Below are 15,315 nucleotides of genomic sequence, written 5' to 3'. Positions count from 1 at the left end.
GTATTTTTAGTTTAGTAAAGTTTAGAAAAACAGCATGAAAAAAGTATTTATAACATTACAACTGTTACTTTCATTAACCACTTTTGCGCAAGGATTTTTGCACAGAGATGGACAAAATATTGTTGATGGCAACGGAAAAAATGTACTATTAAGAGGTTTAGGAGTTGGCGGCTGGATGGTTCAGGAAGGCTACATGTTACAAACGCAGCCTTTTGCAAGTCCACAATATGTCATCAAACAAAAAATTCAGGAAGTAATTGGAGAACAAGGAACAAAAGAATTTTATGCAGCCTACAAAGCAAACGGAATCACGAAAAGAGATGTAGATTCACTGGCAAAGTGGGGATTTAATTCGATTCGTTTACCAATGCATTATAATCTTTATACACCATCAATTCAAGAAGAAAAAAATGGTGAAATTACATGGATTGAAGAAGGTTTTACGATGACCGATAATTTGGTAAAATGGTGTGCCGAGAATAAAATGTATCTTATTTTAGACTTACACGCAGCGCCGGGCGGACAAGGAAATGATGCTGCCATTTCAGATTACGATACTACAAAACCATCATTGTGGCAAAGCGATGCAAATCAGAAAAAAATGATTGCATTGTGGAAAAAACTGGCTTCCAGATACAGAGATAATCCGTGGATTGGAGCTTACGATATTATCAATGAACCTAACTGGAATTTTACAGGAAGCAATAAAAACGGCTGCGATGAAAAGTCAAATGGGCCTTTGAGAGATTTGATGGTTCAGGTTACAAAAGCAATTCGCGAAGTCGATACAAACCATTTAATTTTTATTGAAGGAAATTGTTGGGGAAATAATTACAACGGAATTTTTCCTTTATGGGATGAAAATATGGCGTTGAGTTTTCATAAATACTGGAACTATAATACCACAGCTTCTATCCAGAAAATGCTCGATTACAGAAAACAATATAACGTTCCGATTTGGTTAGGGGAAAGTGGAGAAAATTCAAACGTTTGGTTTAAAGATGCACTTTCGCTTGTAGAAGGCAATAATATTGGCTGGGCATTTTGGCCAATGAAAAAAATCGAAAATATTGCAGGCGTAACTTCTGTGACCAAGATTCCGGAGTACGATGTTTTATTGAAATACTGGAAAGATGGCGGACAAAAACCATCTGCAGAATTTGCTAAAAAAGCATTATTGAAAATGGCAGATAATTACAAAATGGAAAACCTAACCGTAAAACCGGATGTAATTGATGCGATGTTCAGACAAGTACAAACCAACGATACAAAACCGTATAAAAAACATATTATTCCAGGAAAAATTGCCGCAACACATTATGATTTAGGTACAAACGAAAAAGCCTATTCGGATAAAGATTTTATAAACTACAGAGTAGAAACCGGAAAATTTGATGAATGGAATAAAGGAAATACCATGCGAAATGACGGAGTTGATATTTTACCATGCAAAGATGCGGGTTCAAAAAATTATCAGGTTTCTTTTATTGAAGATGGAGAATGGCTTCAATATACTGTTGAAGTTTCAAAATCAAATGTATACAATGTAGCGATTCGTTATTCAGCTGAAAACTTAGAAGGCAAACTTCATTTAGAAATAGAAAACGGAAAAACCTCAGAAACAATTACGCTTTCTCCAACAGGAGGAAATGACAAATTTAAAACGGTTGTTTTATCAGGCATAGCATTAAATAAAGGAATAAATAAAATCAAAGTAATATTTGATAAAGGCGGTTTCAATTTAAATTATTTAGATTTTTCTGAAGCTAAAAAAAGCTCCCCGAAAAAGTAAAAAGATGTTAAAAAAAGACTTATTAACTGTAAGGTAAAATGCATGATTAATTATTTTGTTACATTAGTTTTCTCCATCAAGGCTCTAAAACATTGGAGCTTTTGTGGATTAAAATTATTTTATATGAAAAAATTAAATGTACTAGTTTCAGTTTTAATGTTGCTTTTTGTAAGCATCTCGTCTTATGGTCAAAATCTAAAAATGATGACCTATAATATTCGGTTAGACAATCCATCAGATGGAGAAAATTGGTGGCCAAACCGTAAAGATTATTTTACATCACAAATACAATTTTACAGCCCGGACATTTTTGGAGTTCAGGAAGCAACTCCAAATCAGGTTATTGACATAGCATCGGCTTTGCCAGATTATAACAAATTCGGAATAGGAAGAGAAGAAGGCGGAACAGGTGAAGCCTGTACTATTTATTACAAAAAAGATCGTTTTCAGGTACAAAATACAAACACATTCTGGTTATCAGAAACGCCAAATACAGTTTCCAAAGGTTGGGATGCTGCTTGTAACAGAGTCAGTACGTCGGCTCTTTTTAAAGATTTAAAGACAAAGAAGTTTTTTTGGGTTTTTAACGTGCATCTCGACCATATTGGAAATGAAGCAAGAATAAAAGGCGTTCAGCTGGTTCTTGCCAAAATAAAAGAATACAACACCAAAAATTTTCCTGTTTTCTTAATGGGAGATTTTAATTCAGAACCGGAAACCACACAAATTAAGGAAATAAAAAAAGTAATGGATGATACGAGAGATGTTTCAAAAGAAAAACCTTTTGGACCATCAGGAACATTTAATGATTTCAAACATGATCAGCCCGTAACATTATTAATAGACTATATTTTTATTTCAAAAAATAGTGGGTTTACAGTTCAAAAACACGCCGTTTTAAGTGATTCAAAAGATTTAAAATATCCATCAGATCACCTTCCGGTTTATATCGAAATTAACTAAATTATAATGAAAAAATTAACCACATTTACCTTGTTGATGGTCTCGTTTTTTGCGGCCGCACAACAAGAAACAATCGATCAAAAAGTAAATGCTTTATTGAAAAAAATGACTATTGAAGAAAAAATAGGTCAGCTTAATCAATATACAGGCGATAATTCTGCAACAGGGCCAATTACCATTAACCCAAACAAACAAGCAGAGATAAAAGCAGGTTTAGTGGGGTCGATGCTAAATATCATCGGAACAAAATACACCAGGCAATATCAGGAATTAGCGATGCAGTCGCGCCTTAAAATTCCTTTGTTATTTGGTCAGGATGTTATTCACGGATACAAAACAACATTTCCAATTCCGTTAGCCGAAGCAGCAAGTTGGGATTTACCGGCAATCGAATTAGCCGCAAGAGTTGCCGCTACAGAAGCTTCTGCAAGCGGTATTCACTGGACATTTGCGCCAATGGTAGATATTGGCCGTGATCCGCGTTGGGGCCGCGTTATGGAAGGTGCCGGAGAAGATACTTATCTGGGTTCTAAAATAGCTTACGCCAGAGTAAAAGGTTTTCAGGGAAATAAATTAGGAGATTTAAACTCGGTTATGGCTTGTGTAAAACATTTTGCAGCTTACGGTGCAGGTGTTGGCGGAAGAGATTATAACTCCGTAGATATGAGCGAACGCATGTTGTTTGAAACCTATTTACCGCCTTTTAAAGCAGCTCTTGATGCAGGAGCAGCAACATTTATGAACTCTTTTAATGATTTAAACGGAGTTCCTGCAACGGGAAATGCACATTTGCAACGTGATATTTTAAAGGGAAAATGGAACTTTCAGGGATTCGTAGTTTCTGATTGGGGTTCTATTGGAGAAATGGTTGCACATGGTTATTCTAAAGATCTTAAAGAAGCAGCCTATTCAGCAATTACTGCCGGAAGCGATATGGATATGGAAAGCAATGCTTACCGATATAATTTAGCCGAATTGGTTAAAGAAAGCAGAGTTTCTATCGAACTTATTGATGATGCAGTAAAACGTATTCTTCGTAAAAAATATGAATTAGGATTATTTGATGATCCATATAAATATTCAGATCAAAAAAGAGCTGATAAAGCTTTGAATGATCCTGAAAATAGAAAAGCAGCGCTTGAAGTTGCTCAAAAAAGTATTGTTTTATTGAAGAATGAAAACCAAACTTTACCACTTTCTAAAAACCTGAAAACAATTGCATTCATTGGTCCAATGGTAAAAGAATACAAAGTTAATATGGGATTCTGGTCTGTAGAATTGCCAGATGTCGATTATGATAAATGGGTAGTTTCGCAATGGGATGGTTTGCAAAATAAAGTAGGTAAAAATACCAAATTGCTTTACGCAAAAGGCTGTGAAGTAGATGGAGACAACAAAGATGGTTTTGCCGAAGCTGTTGCAACTGCCAAACAAGCTGATGTTGTTGTTTTGAGTATTGGAGAAAGACGTGACATGAGCGGAGAAGCAAAAAGCCGAAGCGATATTCATTTACCAGGCGTTCAGGAAGATTTGGTAAAAGCAATTCAGGCAACAGGAAAACCGGTTGTGGTTTTGGTAAACGCAGGAAGACCACTTATTTTTAACTGGACGGCTGATAACGTTCCTGCAATTGTATATACGTGGTGGTTAGGAACAGAAGCAGGAAATGCAATCGCGAATGTTTTGTTTGGAGATTATAATCCGTCAGGAAAATTGCCAATGACATTTCCAAGAGAAGTTGGTCAGGTGCCAATTTACTACAATCACTTTAGCACAGGAAGACCACCGAAAGATGAAAATTCTAAAGGTTATGTTTCGTCTTATATCGATTTAAAAAACTCTCCAAAATTTCCTTTCGGATACGGTTTGAGTTATACCAAATTCGATTATTCAGATTTGAAACTTTCTGCAACAAAAATAAAAAGCAACGAAACCATTAAAGTTTCTTTTCAATTATCAAATGTTGGAAAAGTTGCCGGAGAAGAAGTGGTGCAATTGTATCTAAAAGACAAATTTGGATCTGTAGTAAGACCGGTTTTAGAATTGAGAGATTTTCAAAAAGTAAAATTAAATGCGGGAGAATCTAAAACAATTGAATTTACAATAGATAAAGAAAAACTTTCTTTCTACAATAATAAATTAGAATGGAATGCTGAACCTGGAGATTTTGAAGTAATGATAGGAACTTCGTCAGCAGATATTAAATTAAGATCTGACTTTGAATTAGTACAATAAAATTAAAAGTCAATTTAAGTTGGCGTTATGTATTTTATAAAGGTTTTGAAATTATTTCAGGACCGTATTTATAAAATCCATAGCGCCAATTCCTTTATACGATGCGAATAAAGCCTTATCAAAAGCTTCGCGTTTTTCCTTTTTATTTTTAGCTTCATTTTCAACAATCATCTGGTTGAAAATTCTTTCCTGCTCTTCGCTGTATTTTATAGAAGCTTCTAAAAGATCGTTTTTTGATACCAATCCAAAAGAAGAATAGACTTTTTTAATAAGACTCTTATTCATTTTTGACAAATTTGGAACGCTCATAATTAATCGATTTATGTTTTCTAATACTTAGTAGACAGCTTTTATGAATTTTTGTTACAAAAAATGCAATATTAAAGACTGTTTATTAAGATGTTATCTGCTATATAATAACTTTTTTTAATACTTATTTTGCCTCAAAAATAACAAAACAAGCATTTAATGTGTTATTATGACGCAATGTAATTATTTTTTCAATTCGATTTCCATTTTAAGTAAAAATTAGGACTTCTCAATTACTCATATTTTACCCGATTTGATTAAACAAGTCGTTAATTTGTAAAAATGATTTAAATTGCGTGTTAAATTGAACCGAAATAGTGTATCTAAGAAAAATCGAATGTCTGACGGAACTATATTAAATAACGAAAATTATCAACCAGGGCTTTCTATCGATTGTGTTATTTTCGGATTTCATGACAATCAGCTTAAAGTTCTATTGATTAAAACTCCTTATGAAGACAAATGGTCTTTACCGGGCGGTTTTGTTCCTATTGATCAGGATATTGATACGGCAGCCGTTACCGTTTTAAACGAACGTACGGGAATGGAAGGTATATTTTTAAGACAATTTGCTACTTTTGGAAAAGTAAAACGAAATGATAACCATTTTGGAAAAGTAGTTTTAGAACATTTTAAAATTCCAAAAGAAGCCGGAAAATGGTTCAGACAGCGATTTGTAACCATTGGATATTATGCTTTAGTAGATTTTCTGAAAGCAATTCCACATAAAGAAAACAGTCAGGAAGCTGTAGAATGGATTGATCATAAAGAGGTTCCGGCACTTATTTTAGATCATAAGGAAATTCTCGATAAAGCGCTGGACACTTTAAGGATCGAATTGAATTTAATGCCCGTTGGATATAACTTATTACCAGAGAAATTTACGATTCCGGAACTTCAAAAATTGTATGAAACGATTTTAGATAAAAAACTTGACAGAAGGAATTTTCTGCGAAAAATAACCAATATTGGAATCCTGATTAAGCTTGATGAAAAGAAAAATAATGTAGCACATAAAGCGCCAAATTTATATACTTTTGATAAAGATAAATACGAAGAAGTCCTTAAAAGTGGACTGAATCAAGGGTGGTAAAATTGAAGTTTTAACTTTAAAGATTAACGATTATGATCTCAATTGAAACATTCAGAAATTTAGCTTTATCATTTGAAAATACAACAGAAGAGCCTCATTTCGAGAAAACCTCATTTCGCATAAACAAAAAAATATTTGCCACTTTTGATGAAAAAAATAATCATGCAGTTTTAAAATTAAACGAAATTGATCAATCTGTTTTTTGTGCTTCAAGCGAAATGATTTTTTATCCATTGCCCAATAAATGGGGAAAACAAGGCTGGACAATTGTAGAACTTTCAAAAGTAAGACCAGAAATGTTTGAAGATGCCTTGAAACTTTCCTATCAAAATGTTGCACCCAAAAAAAAATAACATTAGGCAAAACAGCAAACCTGTCAGGTTTAAAACGTATTTATAATGAAAGAAAAAGAAATCATATCAAAAACATTGTATGATTTATATAATGATTTAGGACTTCCTGTTGATTTAATTCATCAGGACTCTGGATTTACGATTCATAATCTGAAAGATATTCCGTTTCAATTGCCGTATCAATCTCCTGTTTTTCGTCCCAATTATTTTTCTTTTGTCTTTGTAAAAAATGGTTCAGGTCAATATACTATTGATGGAAATACGTTTGAAATACTTCCTGGATCCATCTATTTTACAAACCCAAGTAACTACAGAACTTTTAGATGGAATACAATCGAAGAAATCTATTTAATAACGTTCGATGAAACCTTTTTGAAAGAGAATTTACATCACGATATCTTCAATGAGTTTTCTTTTTTATTGACAGAAACCATTCAACCCAAAAAAATGGAAGTTGTAGCTTTCGTCGAAATGGAACGCTTGTATCTTCAGATTCATAAAGAATATCATGAAAATTCGATTTATAAATACAGAATCATCGGGAATTTATTTATTGTAATTCTGCTAAAAATAAAAGAACATTTCTGGACAGATTACGATCCTATATATGAAGGAAACAGAAGTTCTCAAATCGTAAAAACCTTCAAGCAAAATATAGAAAACCATTTTCGAGATTTAGTGAATCATAAAACTGAAAGAATTTTTAGAGTAAATGATTATGCCGAGCTTCAAAATCTGCATCCTAATTATTTGAGTAATGTGATTAAAACCAAAACAGGAAAAACCATTATGACATGGTTATCCGAGAAAACAATTGCCGAAGCAAAATCACTTCTTCAGAATTCGGAAATGAGTATAAAAGAAATCGCCTTTCTTTTAGGCTTTACCGAGTCGGCTCATTTTAGCAATTATTTCAAAAAAAATACCCAAACCACACCTGCGAATTACAAAAAAGAACATAAAAAAACCTAATCTTAGAAATTTGCATCTTTTGCTTTAAAACGCGTACTTTTTCACCACTACATCCGTCGCAACTTTGTACTATAATTTTAAAACAAAGAAAAAATGGAAACTTTAAACGGAAAAGTAGTATTAGTTACAGGAGCTTCAAGAGGAATTGGAGCTACAATTGCAAATCAAATTTCAGAGGCTGGAGCCAAAGTAATCGTTAACTATTCAGGCAATAAAAATGCTGCTGATAAAGTTGTTGCCGAAATTATTGCAAAAGGTGGAGATGCAATCGCAGTTCAAGCCGACGTTAGTAAAACAGACGAAGTAAAAAACTTATTTGATGCTGCAATCGCACATTTTGGTAAAATCGATGTTTTGGTAAATAACGCCGGAATCATGATTACCAAATTAATCAAAGACACCACCGACGAAGATTTTACAAGACAATTTGATATTAATGTAAAAGGAACTTTCAACACGATGCGTGAAGCCGCAACACGTTTAGAAAATAACGGAAGTATCATTAACTTCTCAACTTCTGTAAATAGAATCATGTTGCCTTCTTACGCCACTTATGTAGCCACCAAAGCTGCCGTAGAACAATTAACCCGAGTGTTTTCTAAAGAAATTGGAAGCAAAGGAATCAACGTAAATTCTGTTTCTCCGGGACCAACAAATACTGAATTGTTTACAAACGGAAAACCTCAGGAAGTTATTGATCGTTTGGCTTCACTTTCTGCCTTCAATCGTTTGGGAGAACCGGACGATATTGCAAAAATAGTAGTGTTTCTGGCAAGCGATTCAGCAAAATGGATTACAGCGCAAAACATAGGAGTAAATGGGGGAATGGCTTAAATTTTAGTCTAAAGTTTAAAAGTCATAAAGTCTAAAGTCAAAAAAATCTAAAAATCTATAGTATGAAAACTTTAAAAAATAAAACAGCAATTATTACAGGATCAGCAAGAGGATTGGGAAAAGCAATCGCAGAACGTTATGCAGCATTGGGAGCAGATATTGTTATTAATTATTCTAGAGATAAAGCTTCTGCCGATGAAGTTTTGAGCAACATTTTAGCGATGGGCGTAAAAGCGATTGCAATAAAAGCTGATGTAAGCAAAGTAGCCGATTTAGAATATTTGTTCGGAGAAGCCAAAAAAGCATTCGGAAAAATAGATATTGTCGTTGCTAATGCCGGAATCGAAATGGTAGAGGTTCCCGTAACCGAATTTACCGAAGAACAATTCGATAAAGTATTTTCGATCAATACAAAAGGGACTTATTTTACTTTGCAGCAAGCAGCAAAACATGTCGAAAATAATGGTAGAATTATCTACATCGCATCAAGTACAACCTCTTTCCCGGTTCCAGGAATGGCAGTTTATGGAGGTAGCAAAACTACGCCGAGATATTTGGTTGATATTTTGTCTAAAGAAATTGGTCATAAAGGAATCACGGTAAATTCTATTATTCCGTTTGCCGTTGATCATTCCGGAATTTTTGCAGAAGCAAATAGTTATCCTGAATTAAGAAAGCAATTATTAGACAGTTGCCCAATGCAGCGCTTGGCAGAAGTTGAAGATGTTGCCAACGTAGCCGAATTTTTTGCCAGCGATTTAGCTTCATTCGTTAACGGTCAGCATTTATTGGTAAATGGAGGAGCAACAAACTAAGAATCAATACAAACCAGAAAACAGCAAAATGTCAAGATGTTTTGCTGCTTTTTTAAATTTTAAAAAGATGATATTAAAAATAATACATTCAGGATTATTTCTATTCGTAGTTTTTATGGGAATAAAACAAGGTTATTCAATGATAAGCGGCTCGCCCGAAATCGTGAAAATACTTGAAAGTTTAAGTTTCAATAAAACTGAAATTTTACTATTCGGAATAGTCACTTTGCTTAGCGGTATTTTGATTTTTCATCCAAAGACATTCTTAGCAGGAAATTTTATAATGTTCACAACTATTTTACTTTTAATAGTTGTTCAAATTCAGAATCAAAACTTAAAAGGAGCAGTTATTGAAATACCATTTTTATTGATGAACATCTTTTTGGTGTATTTGAAATATCCTTTTTCTAATGCTTTTTTGAATTAACAAACCCGACAGGTTTTTGAAACCTGTCGGGTTTACGAATGTGTGTTTACTTAACAATTGTTCTAAAAGTTAAATTTACTCTAGGTTTTGATGTTGTTTTGGTTGGCGGTAAACGATGCAGCCAATGTGTTTGTGTTTCATCTTTCATAATTAATAAACTGCCATGTTCCAGAATTAAAGAAACCGTTTCTTTTGATTCTTTATGTTTGAAAGCAAACTTTCTTTCAGCACCAAAACTTACCGAACCAATAGCTCCGTTCTTTTTCAAATCTTTTTCGGCATCGCTGTGCCACGCCATTCCTTCATCGCCGGAATGGTATAAATTAAGCAAACAAGAGTTGAAAGTTTCGCCGGTTTCTTCTTCAATAATAGCTTTTAATTCCAGAAGTTCCTTCGTCCACGGAAGCGCTTTTTTTGTCGTATTCGAATACGTATATTCAAAACCCGAATCACCGTACCAGGCCACTTTTCGTTTCGTAAGAATTAATTTTCCAAAGATAATGGCTTCATCATTTTTCCATTCAATTGTATGAAGTAAAACATCCAAATAACGATTTGAATCTTCTCTGGAAAACAATTTTCCGTAATAATTCACCGTTCCTTCTTTTGGAAGCAAGTTAGTTGTTTCGTTAGTTTCGGGATTAAATAAGTCCATTTTTCCAGTTTAAATAGTCGGTTTTCATGCAATGTCCACAAGGTCTGAAACCATTTTTTCTGGCTTCATTTTCAGATAAAAAGAAAACCCGGTTTTCACGTTTCATTCTTTTTCCTGAAGAACATTTTAAAGTTCCGTAGATTTTTAGTTTTCGGTTTCCACCGAAACAAATTTCCGCATTTTTAATTTTATTTCGAAGATCTGAATCTGAAATTTCAATATGTTTAATCATTTGTTTTTAAGGTTCAGAGGTTCAAAGGGGCAAAGATTTAGAGATTCGAAAACCTCTGAACCTTTGCGCTATGTATCTTTGAACCTTAGTTTAACGCATCATGAAAAATAATTCCCAATGTATGTCGTTCGCCGGAATGAATTTCGCTAACGCCATGTTTCATATTCACGCGATAATAACCTTTTGTTCCTTTTACAGGTCTAAAATTGGTTGTAAAAACTAATACATCACCTTTTTTAGGTTTCAGGACAATTGCCTTCGATTGCGCTCTTGGCGTTTGTTGTGTCAAAACAAATTCACCGCCGGTAAAATCCTCATCAGGTTCATTCAGAAAAAGCACAGTTTGAATCGGGAAATAAATATCGCCATATAAATCCTGATGCAAAGTATTAAATCCGCTTTTGCCATATTTTAAAATTAAAACCGTTGCTTTAAGCTGATTATTGGCATGACATTGTTCTAATAATTTTTCGTGCGTTTCCGGAAAAACAGAGTTTATATTTAATGCTTTCATCCATGCATTTGCAATTGGCGCCAATTTAGGATAAACAGAAGTTCTAATGTTTTGAATTAAATCAGGCAACGGATAATTAAAATATTTGTATTCGCCCAAACCAAACCGATAACGTTCCATTACAACCGTTTTTCGATATAAAGTTGGATTATCATAATCGAATTTTAAATCTTCGCATTGTTCGTTATTAAGCACTTTTGGAATGATTGCGAATCCATTTTCGTGCATAGATTCGGTGATGCTTTCCCAATTAAGAGAAGCAATTTTTGATTGTATATTTTGCATAAAATAAGTTTAAAGATCTGCGTTGACTTGAGAACCTTCCCAGCCAATTATAGCCGTTTTACGAGTGTTTCCCCACATATAACCGCCAAAGTTTCCTGAAGATTGTATAACGCGATGACACGGAATTAAAAAGGCTACAGGATTACTTCCAATCGCTGTTCCAACCGCTCTTGAAGCATTTGGCTTTTCGATTTGTTGTGCGATGGAACCGTAAGTAGAAAGTTGTCCCATCGGAATTTTAAGCAAGGTTTCCCAAACTTTCAATTGAAAATCGGTACCTTTTAAATGCAGTTTTATTTCAGATAATTTACTCCAGTCGTTTTGAAAAATAAATAATGCATTTTGTTGAGGCAAATCTAGTTTTCGGGAGAATGTAGCATTCGGAAATTTATGTTTTAAATCCTCGAATCCAGTTTCTTCATTTTCGGCGAAAGCCATAAAACAAATGCCTTTTTGGGTTGAAGCAACAATAATATTCCCAAACGGACTTTCGGCAAAGCTGAAATTAATTTCTAAATTTTTACCACCGTTTTTATATTCCGCCGGAGTCATTCCTTCAATATTAACGAATAGATCGTGAAGACGGCTTGTACCGGAAAGTCCAGTCTCAAAAGCAGCATCAAATAAAGTGGAACGGTTGTTTTCTTTTAGAATCTTTTTGGCATTTTCAACACTAATATATTGCAAAAACTTCTTCGGACTTGTTCCTGCCCATTCTGTAAACAAGCGTTGAAAGTGAAACGGACTTAAATGCACTTTTTCGGCAACCTCATCTAAGTTGGGTTGTTCTTTAAAGTTGACTTTGATATAATCGATAGCATCAGCAATGCGATTATAATTGATGTTTTCCTGTGTGTTCATTTTCGTTCAATTTTATAATGCAAATATCGACTGGTTTTTGCGGGTATAAAATCCGAAACTTGCTGAGTTTTTTTACCGCAAAGAGCACAAAGTTTTTTTTTTTCGCAATATTGTCATCCTGAGCGAAGTCGAAGGGTCACCAACAAAGTTAACCTTTATGAATCGAAATGAAGAATTCTAAATTTTATCCAAATATTAAAGAAGGAATTCCAATTCCGATTGCCACACCATAAATAACATCCGCCCAAATTATTCTTAAGATGTTAAAAACATAAATTAGACCAATAATTGGAAATGAAATTATGGCTAATATGTTTTTATTTTTGATTGCTATTTTAGCTTCCTTAAATACATTTTCAGCATCTTGATTTGATGGAATAGCATGCATTCCTATTGAAACGCCCAACCAAATTAAAAAGTAAGACAAAGGATGTTCGAGGTTAAAAAACTTTATCGGCATATATGCAGGAAGACAAATAAGCAAACACAATAAAGTATTGACAAAGAAAGGTCCCATTGAGATTAAAAAAGTAGAGGTAAAGTTATTAGAGTTTTCATGTATAACATATCCTGCAGGATTTCCTACTCTAAAATAGCAGGCATCAAAAACAGCAACTTTTCTAATTTTACAAAATAACATATGAGCAAATTCATGCACAATAATTCCAGGAAATGATACAATCGAAATTAATTCACCAGGTATAAAAAACATATCTTTTACTTTTTAGTCCAACCGTTTGGAAATTGTTTAATAAATTCTTCTCTACTCATTATTTTGTGGGCAAACATCCTATATTCTACAAGATTGTAGTAAAATTTGGCTTCGGCACTTGTACTGTCAATTGCTTTTGCCTTTTTTAGATACTCGTAGCTTTTTACTTTTGCAGATTCATCATTTCTGCTTGCATATATACAAGCATACGCAGATGCTACACTGGCGTATGCGTCTGATGCAGTCGAATCAATCTTAAGGATTTCTTTTGCTGCAGTCAAAAAGCCATCATAATCTTTTTTGTCAAAAGTTGCCCCAATTTTTGCCATATTGATGTAAAGATCAAGATTGAAATCAGGTGGAATTTTTCCAATACAAGCATTGAATTTATTTAATGCTTCTTCATTTTTGTCTTTTTTGAGTAAATCGAAACCATCGTAATAGTCTGCAAGAGTTTTTAAATCTTCAACTTCAGGAACTTCTTTGCTGGCTTTCGCCATTAATTTTGTTGCATTTGCAAAATCTCCTTTATCAAAATAAGCATTAGAATCTTGAATGTTACTGTAAGCATCATAATACTGCCAATTCCAATAAAATGAAAAGAGAATAATAACAATAATGCCAATGAAAAAAGCTTTTACCCAATTTGGAAAAACGCGGCTTTTGACTTTTGCTTCACAATCATTACAATGAGGATAAACACCAATTTTATTAAGTTCTTTTTCTTCAAAATCTGTAGCACAGGCAGAGCATATTGTCGGATCATATTTTTTTTCGACTGTTTTTCCGTTTAATTTTTCTTCATCTGAAAAATTAGCTTCAAAACAGGGTTGGCAAAAATCCTTTTCGTTAATGGTAATTGTTTCGTTGAGAGGTACACTTTTATTGTCACAATTAGTACATTCTGTTTTTCTCATTATAAATTGGTTTCAAGTATAATTAATGATTTATTTTGTCTTGAATTTGATGCCGAAGATATAAAAGTTTTTGAATGTTTTGTTGTCAAAAAATACGATTGAAGATTAATTTGTTGACAAGTTAAAAGTGTTTAAGTTAATAAGTTATAAATTATTAAATTCGATTCAATTTTTAAGTAAAGAGGAAATGCTTTGATATGAGTGTTTTATGAAATTAAATTGGTGTAAACGACGCTATTTCAAATTATCTTTTCGATCTGAAACACTGATCAATTTATACCCATTTTCAGTTCTTAAAAATTCAAAATGATCTTGTCCGAAATCAGCTTTGTTTTTTGGATTTATCACAATTCTTTTAACCGGATACAACCAATCTTTTGATTCGTTGCAATTATTGAAGTAAGTCTCGAATTCGCTTGATTCAAAAATAAACTTATTTAATCCGTCAGAAGAAACAAAATAATCTGTTTTTGAATTTTGAAGTTCCTGAAGTTTTAACTTTAAGTAAGTATAATTTTGATTGATAAATTTTGTTTTTGATTCGCTTATCCAGCCATTCGGTTCTTTCCAATAAGTGATTTTATCGAAAGAATGTTTTCCTAAATTGGTTTTAGATAAATCTGAAAGCAACGTTTTTTTAAGCCACAATTTAAATTCCTTATCAAAATTAACAAACGAATAATATTGACCGTCGACTCCACGGAAATTTTCTCTTATTGGATCTTTACTTGGATCTTTTGATATTTCTAATGAATAAAAATTCAGTTCATCATTATAAGGAAAATTTTCAATTAAGATTTTATTATTGATATCAACTAGAAATTCTTTTCCACCTTTCCAGAAAAAATGTTCTCCATCCTTTTCTTTTTCAGCATCTTTTAACCCTATGAACATTCCATTTTTGGCTTTAGTTAAATTGCTGTATTCTGCAGGAATTGCAATTTTTCCTTCTCCATTAAACATTCCCATTTTATCAGTTTTACGATCCGTAAATCTTATAAAACCTTCGTTTTCACAATCTGGACCATTATCAAAATAAAACAAACTATCACGACCTACTATTTTTTGAGTTTTGGTTAGATAATAACTTTTCCAACTATCGTTTTCTTCTTCGCTTACAGCAATGATATTTTCGAATTTATTGGCAATTGTCATTCCCACAAATTTAGGTTCTATTTTGATGATCCCGTTTTTATCTTTAAAACCAATATGTGTTGTGTCTTTATCCCAAAATGAAATCCACTTATCATTTTTTTGCGCAGATAAAGAGCAGTTTATAAAGAGAAATATAGAGAATAGAATAAGCCGTTTCATGAAAAAGTATTTCTAGTAAATTAATATTATAA

The 15,315-nt window shown here is 33.1% G+C and carries 17 protein-coding genes; 9 read left to right on the top strand and 8 right to left on the bottom strand.

From position 1 onward, the window contains the following. Positions 1-34: 34 nt before the first annotated feature. From GKZ86_RS02395 to GKZ86_RS02385, 3 genes are all read left to right on the top strand, one after another. On the top strand, positions 35-1,792 hold the full coding sequence (locus GKZ86_RS02395; protein WP_154781519.1) for a cellulase family glycosylhydrolase: 1,758 nt from the start codon (positions 35-37) through the stop codon (positions 1,790-1,792). Positions 1,793-1,915: 123 nt separating this feature from the next. Next, complete coding sequence (locus tag GKZ86_RS02390; RefSeq protein ID WP_154781518.1) at positions 1,916-2,755, top strand: endonuclease/exonuclease/phosphatase family protein; 840 nt, start codon at positions 1,916-1,918, stop codon at positions 2,753-2,755. A gap of 6 nt (positions 2,756-2,761) precedes the next feature. Beyond that, the gene (locus GKZ86_RS02385; protein WP_154781517.1) at positions 2,762-4,990 is read left to right on the top strand and encodes a glycoside hydrolase family 3 N-terminal domain-containing protein; all 2,229 of its coding nucleotides are present in this window, start codon (positions 2,762-2,764) and stop codon (positions 4,988-4,990) included. Between the two features lie 51 nt (positions 4,991-5,041). On the opposite strand, the gene GKZ86_RS02380 is transcribed toward GKZ86_RS02385, so the two are convergent. Further along, the gene (locus GKZ86_RS02380; protein WP_228526508.1) at positions 5,042-5,275 is read right to left on the bottom strand and encodes a hypothetical protein; all 234 of its coding nucleotides are present in this window, start codon (positions 5,273-5,275) and stop codon (positions 5,042-5,044) included. A gap of 361 nt (positions 5,276-5,636) precedes the next feature. Here GKZ86_RS02380 and GKZ86_RS02375 point away from each other — a divergent pair, with 361 nt between their 5' ends. From GKZ86_RS02375 to GKZ86_RS02350, 6 genes are all read left to right on the top strand, one after another. Beyond that, complete coding sequence (locus GKZ86_RS02375) at positions 5,637-6,392, top strand: NUDIX domain-containing protein (protein WP_154781515.1); 756 nt, start codon at positions 5,637-5,639, stop codon at positions 6,390-6,392. 32 nt (positions 6,393-6,424) lie between these two features. Then, positions 6,425-6,745: an MmcQ/YjbR family DNA-binding protein gene (locus GKZ86_RS02370; protein ID WP_154781514.1), complete on the top strand. Its 321-nt coding sequence runs from the start codon at positions 6,425-6,427 to the stop codon at positions 6,743-6,745. A gap of 45 nt (positions 6,746-6,790) precedes the next feature. Continuing rightward, positions 6,791-7,717 carry an AraC family transcriptional regulator gene (locus GKZ86_RS02365; RefSeq protein ID WP_154781513.1) on the top strand — a complete coding sequence of 309 codons (927 nt, stop codon included), beginning with the start codon at positions 6,791-6,793 and terminating at the stop codon, positions 7,715-7,717. 93 nt (positions 7,718-7,810) lie between these two features. Continuing rightward, on the top strand, positions 7,811-8,551 hold the full coding sequence (locus GKZ86_RS02360; RefSeq protein WP_154781512.1) for an SDR family oxidoreductase: 741 nt from the start codon (positions 7,811-7,813) through the stop codon (positions 8,549-8,551). 62 nt (positions 8,552-8,613) lie between these two features. Then, the gene (locus GKZ86_RS02355) at positions 8,614-9,366 is read left to right on the top strand and encodes an SDR family oxidoreductase (protein ID WP_154781511.1); all 753 of its coding nucleotides are present in this window, start codon (positions 8,614-8,616) and stop codon (positions 9,364-9,366) included. 67 nt (positions 9,367-9,433) lie between these two features. Next, positions 9,434-9,793: a hypothetical protein gene (locus GKZ86_RS02350; protein WP_154781510.1), complete on the top strand. Its 360-nt coding sequence runs from the start codon at positions 9,434-9,436 to the stop codon at positions 9,791-9,793. Positions 9,794-9,839: 46 nt separating this feature from the next. On the opposite strand, the gene GKZ86_RS02345 is transcribed toward GKZ86_RS02350, so the two are convergent. From GKZ86_RS02345 to GKZ86_RS02315, 7 genes are all read right to left on the bottom strand, one after another. Further along, entirely contained in the window at positions 9,840-10,448 is a 609-nt protein-coding gene (locus tag GKZ86_RS02345) for an alpha-ketoglutarate-dependent dioxygenase AlkB (RefSeq protein ID WP_154781509.1), read from the bottom strand. After that, on the bottom strand, positions 10,435-10,680 hold the full coding sequence (locus tag GKZ86_RS02340) for an Ada metal-binding domain-containing protein (protein WP_154781508.1): 246 nt from the start codon (positions 10,678-10,680) through the stop codon (positions 10,435-10,437). The genes GKZ86_RS02345 and GKZ86_RS02340 overlap by 14 nt, the downstream gene beginning before the upstream one ends. A gap of 85 nt (positions 10,681-10,765) precedes the next feature. Then, positions 10,766-11,479 carry a 2OG-Fe(II) oxygenase gene (locus GKZ86_RS02335; protein ID WP_154781507.1) on the bottom strand — a complete coding sequence of 238 codons (714 nt, stop codon included), beginning with the start codon at positions 11,477-11,479 and terminating at the stop codon, positions 10,766-10,768. A gap of 9 nt (positions 11,480-11,488) precedes the next feature. Continuing rightward, on the bottom strand, positions 11,489-12,340 hold the full coding sequence (locus GKZ86_RS02330) for a methylated-DNA--[protein]-cysteine S-methyltransferase (RefSeq protein WP_154781506.1): 852 nt from the start codon (positions 12,338-12,340) through the stop codon (positions 11,489-11,491). Positions 12,341-12,524: 184 nt separating this feature from the next. Further along, positions 12,525-13,052 carry a metalloprotease family protein gene (locus tag GKZ86_RS02325; protein ID WP_154781505.1) on the bottom strand — a complete coding sequence of 176 codons (528 nt, stop codon included), beginning with the start codon at positions 13,050-13,052 and terminating at the stop codon, positions 12,525-12,527. Between the two features lie 5 nt (positions 13,053-13,057). Next, on the bottom strand, positions 13,058-13,969 hold the full coding sequence (locus GKZ86_RS02320) for a hypothetical protein (protein WP_154781504.1): 912 nt from the start codon (positions 13,967-13,969) through the stop codon (positions 13,058-13,060). Between the two features lie 234 nt (positions 13,970-14,203). Beyond that, the gene (locus GKZ86_RS02315; RefSeq protein ID WP_154781503.1) at positions 14,204-15,283 is read right to left on the bottom strand and encodes a hypothetical protein; all 1,080 of its coding nucleotides are present in this window, start codon (positions 15,281-15,283) and stop codon (positions 14,204-14,206) included. Between the last annotated feature and the right edge of the window lie 32 nt (positions 15,284-15,315).

Source organism: Flavobacterium sp. LC2016-13 (assembly GCF_009707955.1).
Classification (GTDB): domain Bacteria; phylum Bacteroidota; class Bacteroidia; order Flavobacteriales; family Flavobacteriaceae; genus Flavobacterium.
Note: the sequence above shows the minus strand (reverse complement) of the source record. Positions and strands in the feature narration are given on the sequence as shown.

Coding starts and splice junctions, on each gene's coding strand:
- GKZ86_RS02380 (WP_228526508.1), bottom strand. CDS start 5,275: ATGAATAAGAGTCTTATTAAAAAAGTCTATTCTTCTTTTGGATTGGTA.
- GKZ86_RS02350 (WP_154781510.1), top strand. CDS start 9,434: ATGATATTAAAAATAATACATTCAGGATTATTTCTATTCGTAGTTTTT.
- GKZ86_RS02360 (WP_154781512.1), top strand. CDS start 7,811: ATGGAAACTTTAAACGGAAAAGTAGTATTAGTTACAGGAGCTTCAAGA.
- GKZ86_RS02330 (WP_154781506.1), bottom strand. CDS start 12,340: ATGAACACACAGGAAAACATCAATTATAATCGCATTGCTGATGCTATC.
- GKZ86_RS02395 (WP_154781519.1), top strand. CDS start 35: ATGAAAAAAGTATTTATAACATTACAACTGTTACTTTCATTAACCACT.
- GKZ86_RS02370 (WP_154781514.1), top strand. CDS start 6,425: ATGATCTCAATTGAAACATTCAGAAATTTAGCTTTATCATTTGAAAAT.
- GKZ86_RS02375 (WP_154781515.1), top strand. CDS start 5,637: ATGTCTGACGGAACTATATTAAATAACGAAAATTATCAACCAGGGCTT.
- GKZ86_RS02335 (WP_154781507.1), bottom strand. CDS start 11,479: ATGCAAAATATACAATCAAAAATTGCTTCTCTTAATTGGGAAAGCATC.
- GKZ86_RS02390 (WP_154781518.1), top strand. CDS start 1,916: ATGAAAAAATTAAATGTACTAGTTTCAGTTTTAATGTTGCTTTTTGTA.
- GKZ86_RS02315 (WP_154781503.1), bottom strand. CDS start 15,283: ATGAAACGGCTTATTCTATTCTCTATATTTCTCTTTATAAACTGCTCT.
- GKZ86_RS02365 (WP_154781513.1), top strand. CDS start 6,791: ATGAAAGAAAAAGAAATCATATCAAAAACATTGTATGATTTATATAAT.
- GKZ86_RS02385 (WP_154781517.1), top strand. CDS start 2,762: ATGAAAAAATTAACCACATTTACCTTGTTGATGGTCTCGTTTTTTGCG.
- GKZ86_RS02325 (WP_154781505.1), bottom strand. CDS start 13,052: ATGTTTTTTATACCTGGTGAATTAATTTCGATTGTATCATTTCCTGGA.
- GKZ86_RS02355 (WP_154781511.1), top strand. CDS start 8,614: ATGAAAACTTTAAAAAATAAAACAGCAATTATTACAGGATCAGCAAGA.
- GKZ86_RS02340 (WP_154781508.1), bottom strand. CDS start 10,680: ATGATTAAACATATTGAAATTTCAGATTCAGATCTTCGAAATAAAATT.
- GKZ86_RS02345 (WP_154781509.1), bottom strand. CDS start 10,448: ATGGACTTATTTAATCCCGAAACTAACGAAACAACTAACTTGCTTCCA.
- GKZ86_RS02320 (WP_154781504.1), bottom strand. CDS start 13,969: ATGAGAAAAACAGAATGTACTAATTGTGACAATAAAAGTGTACCTCTC.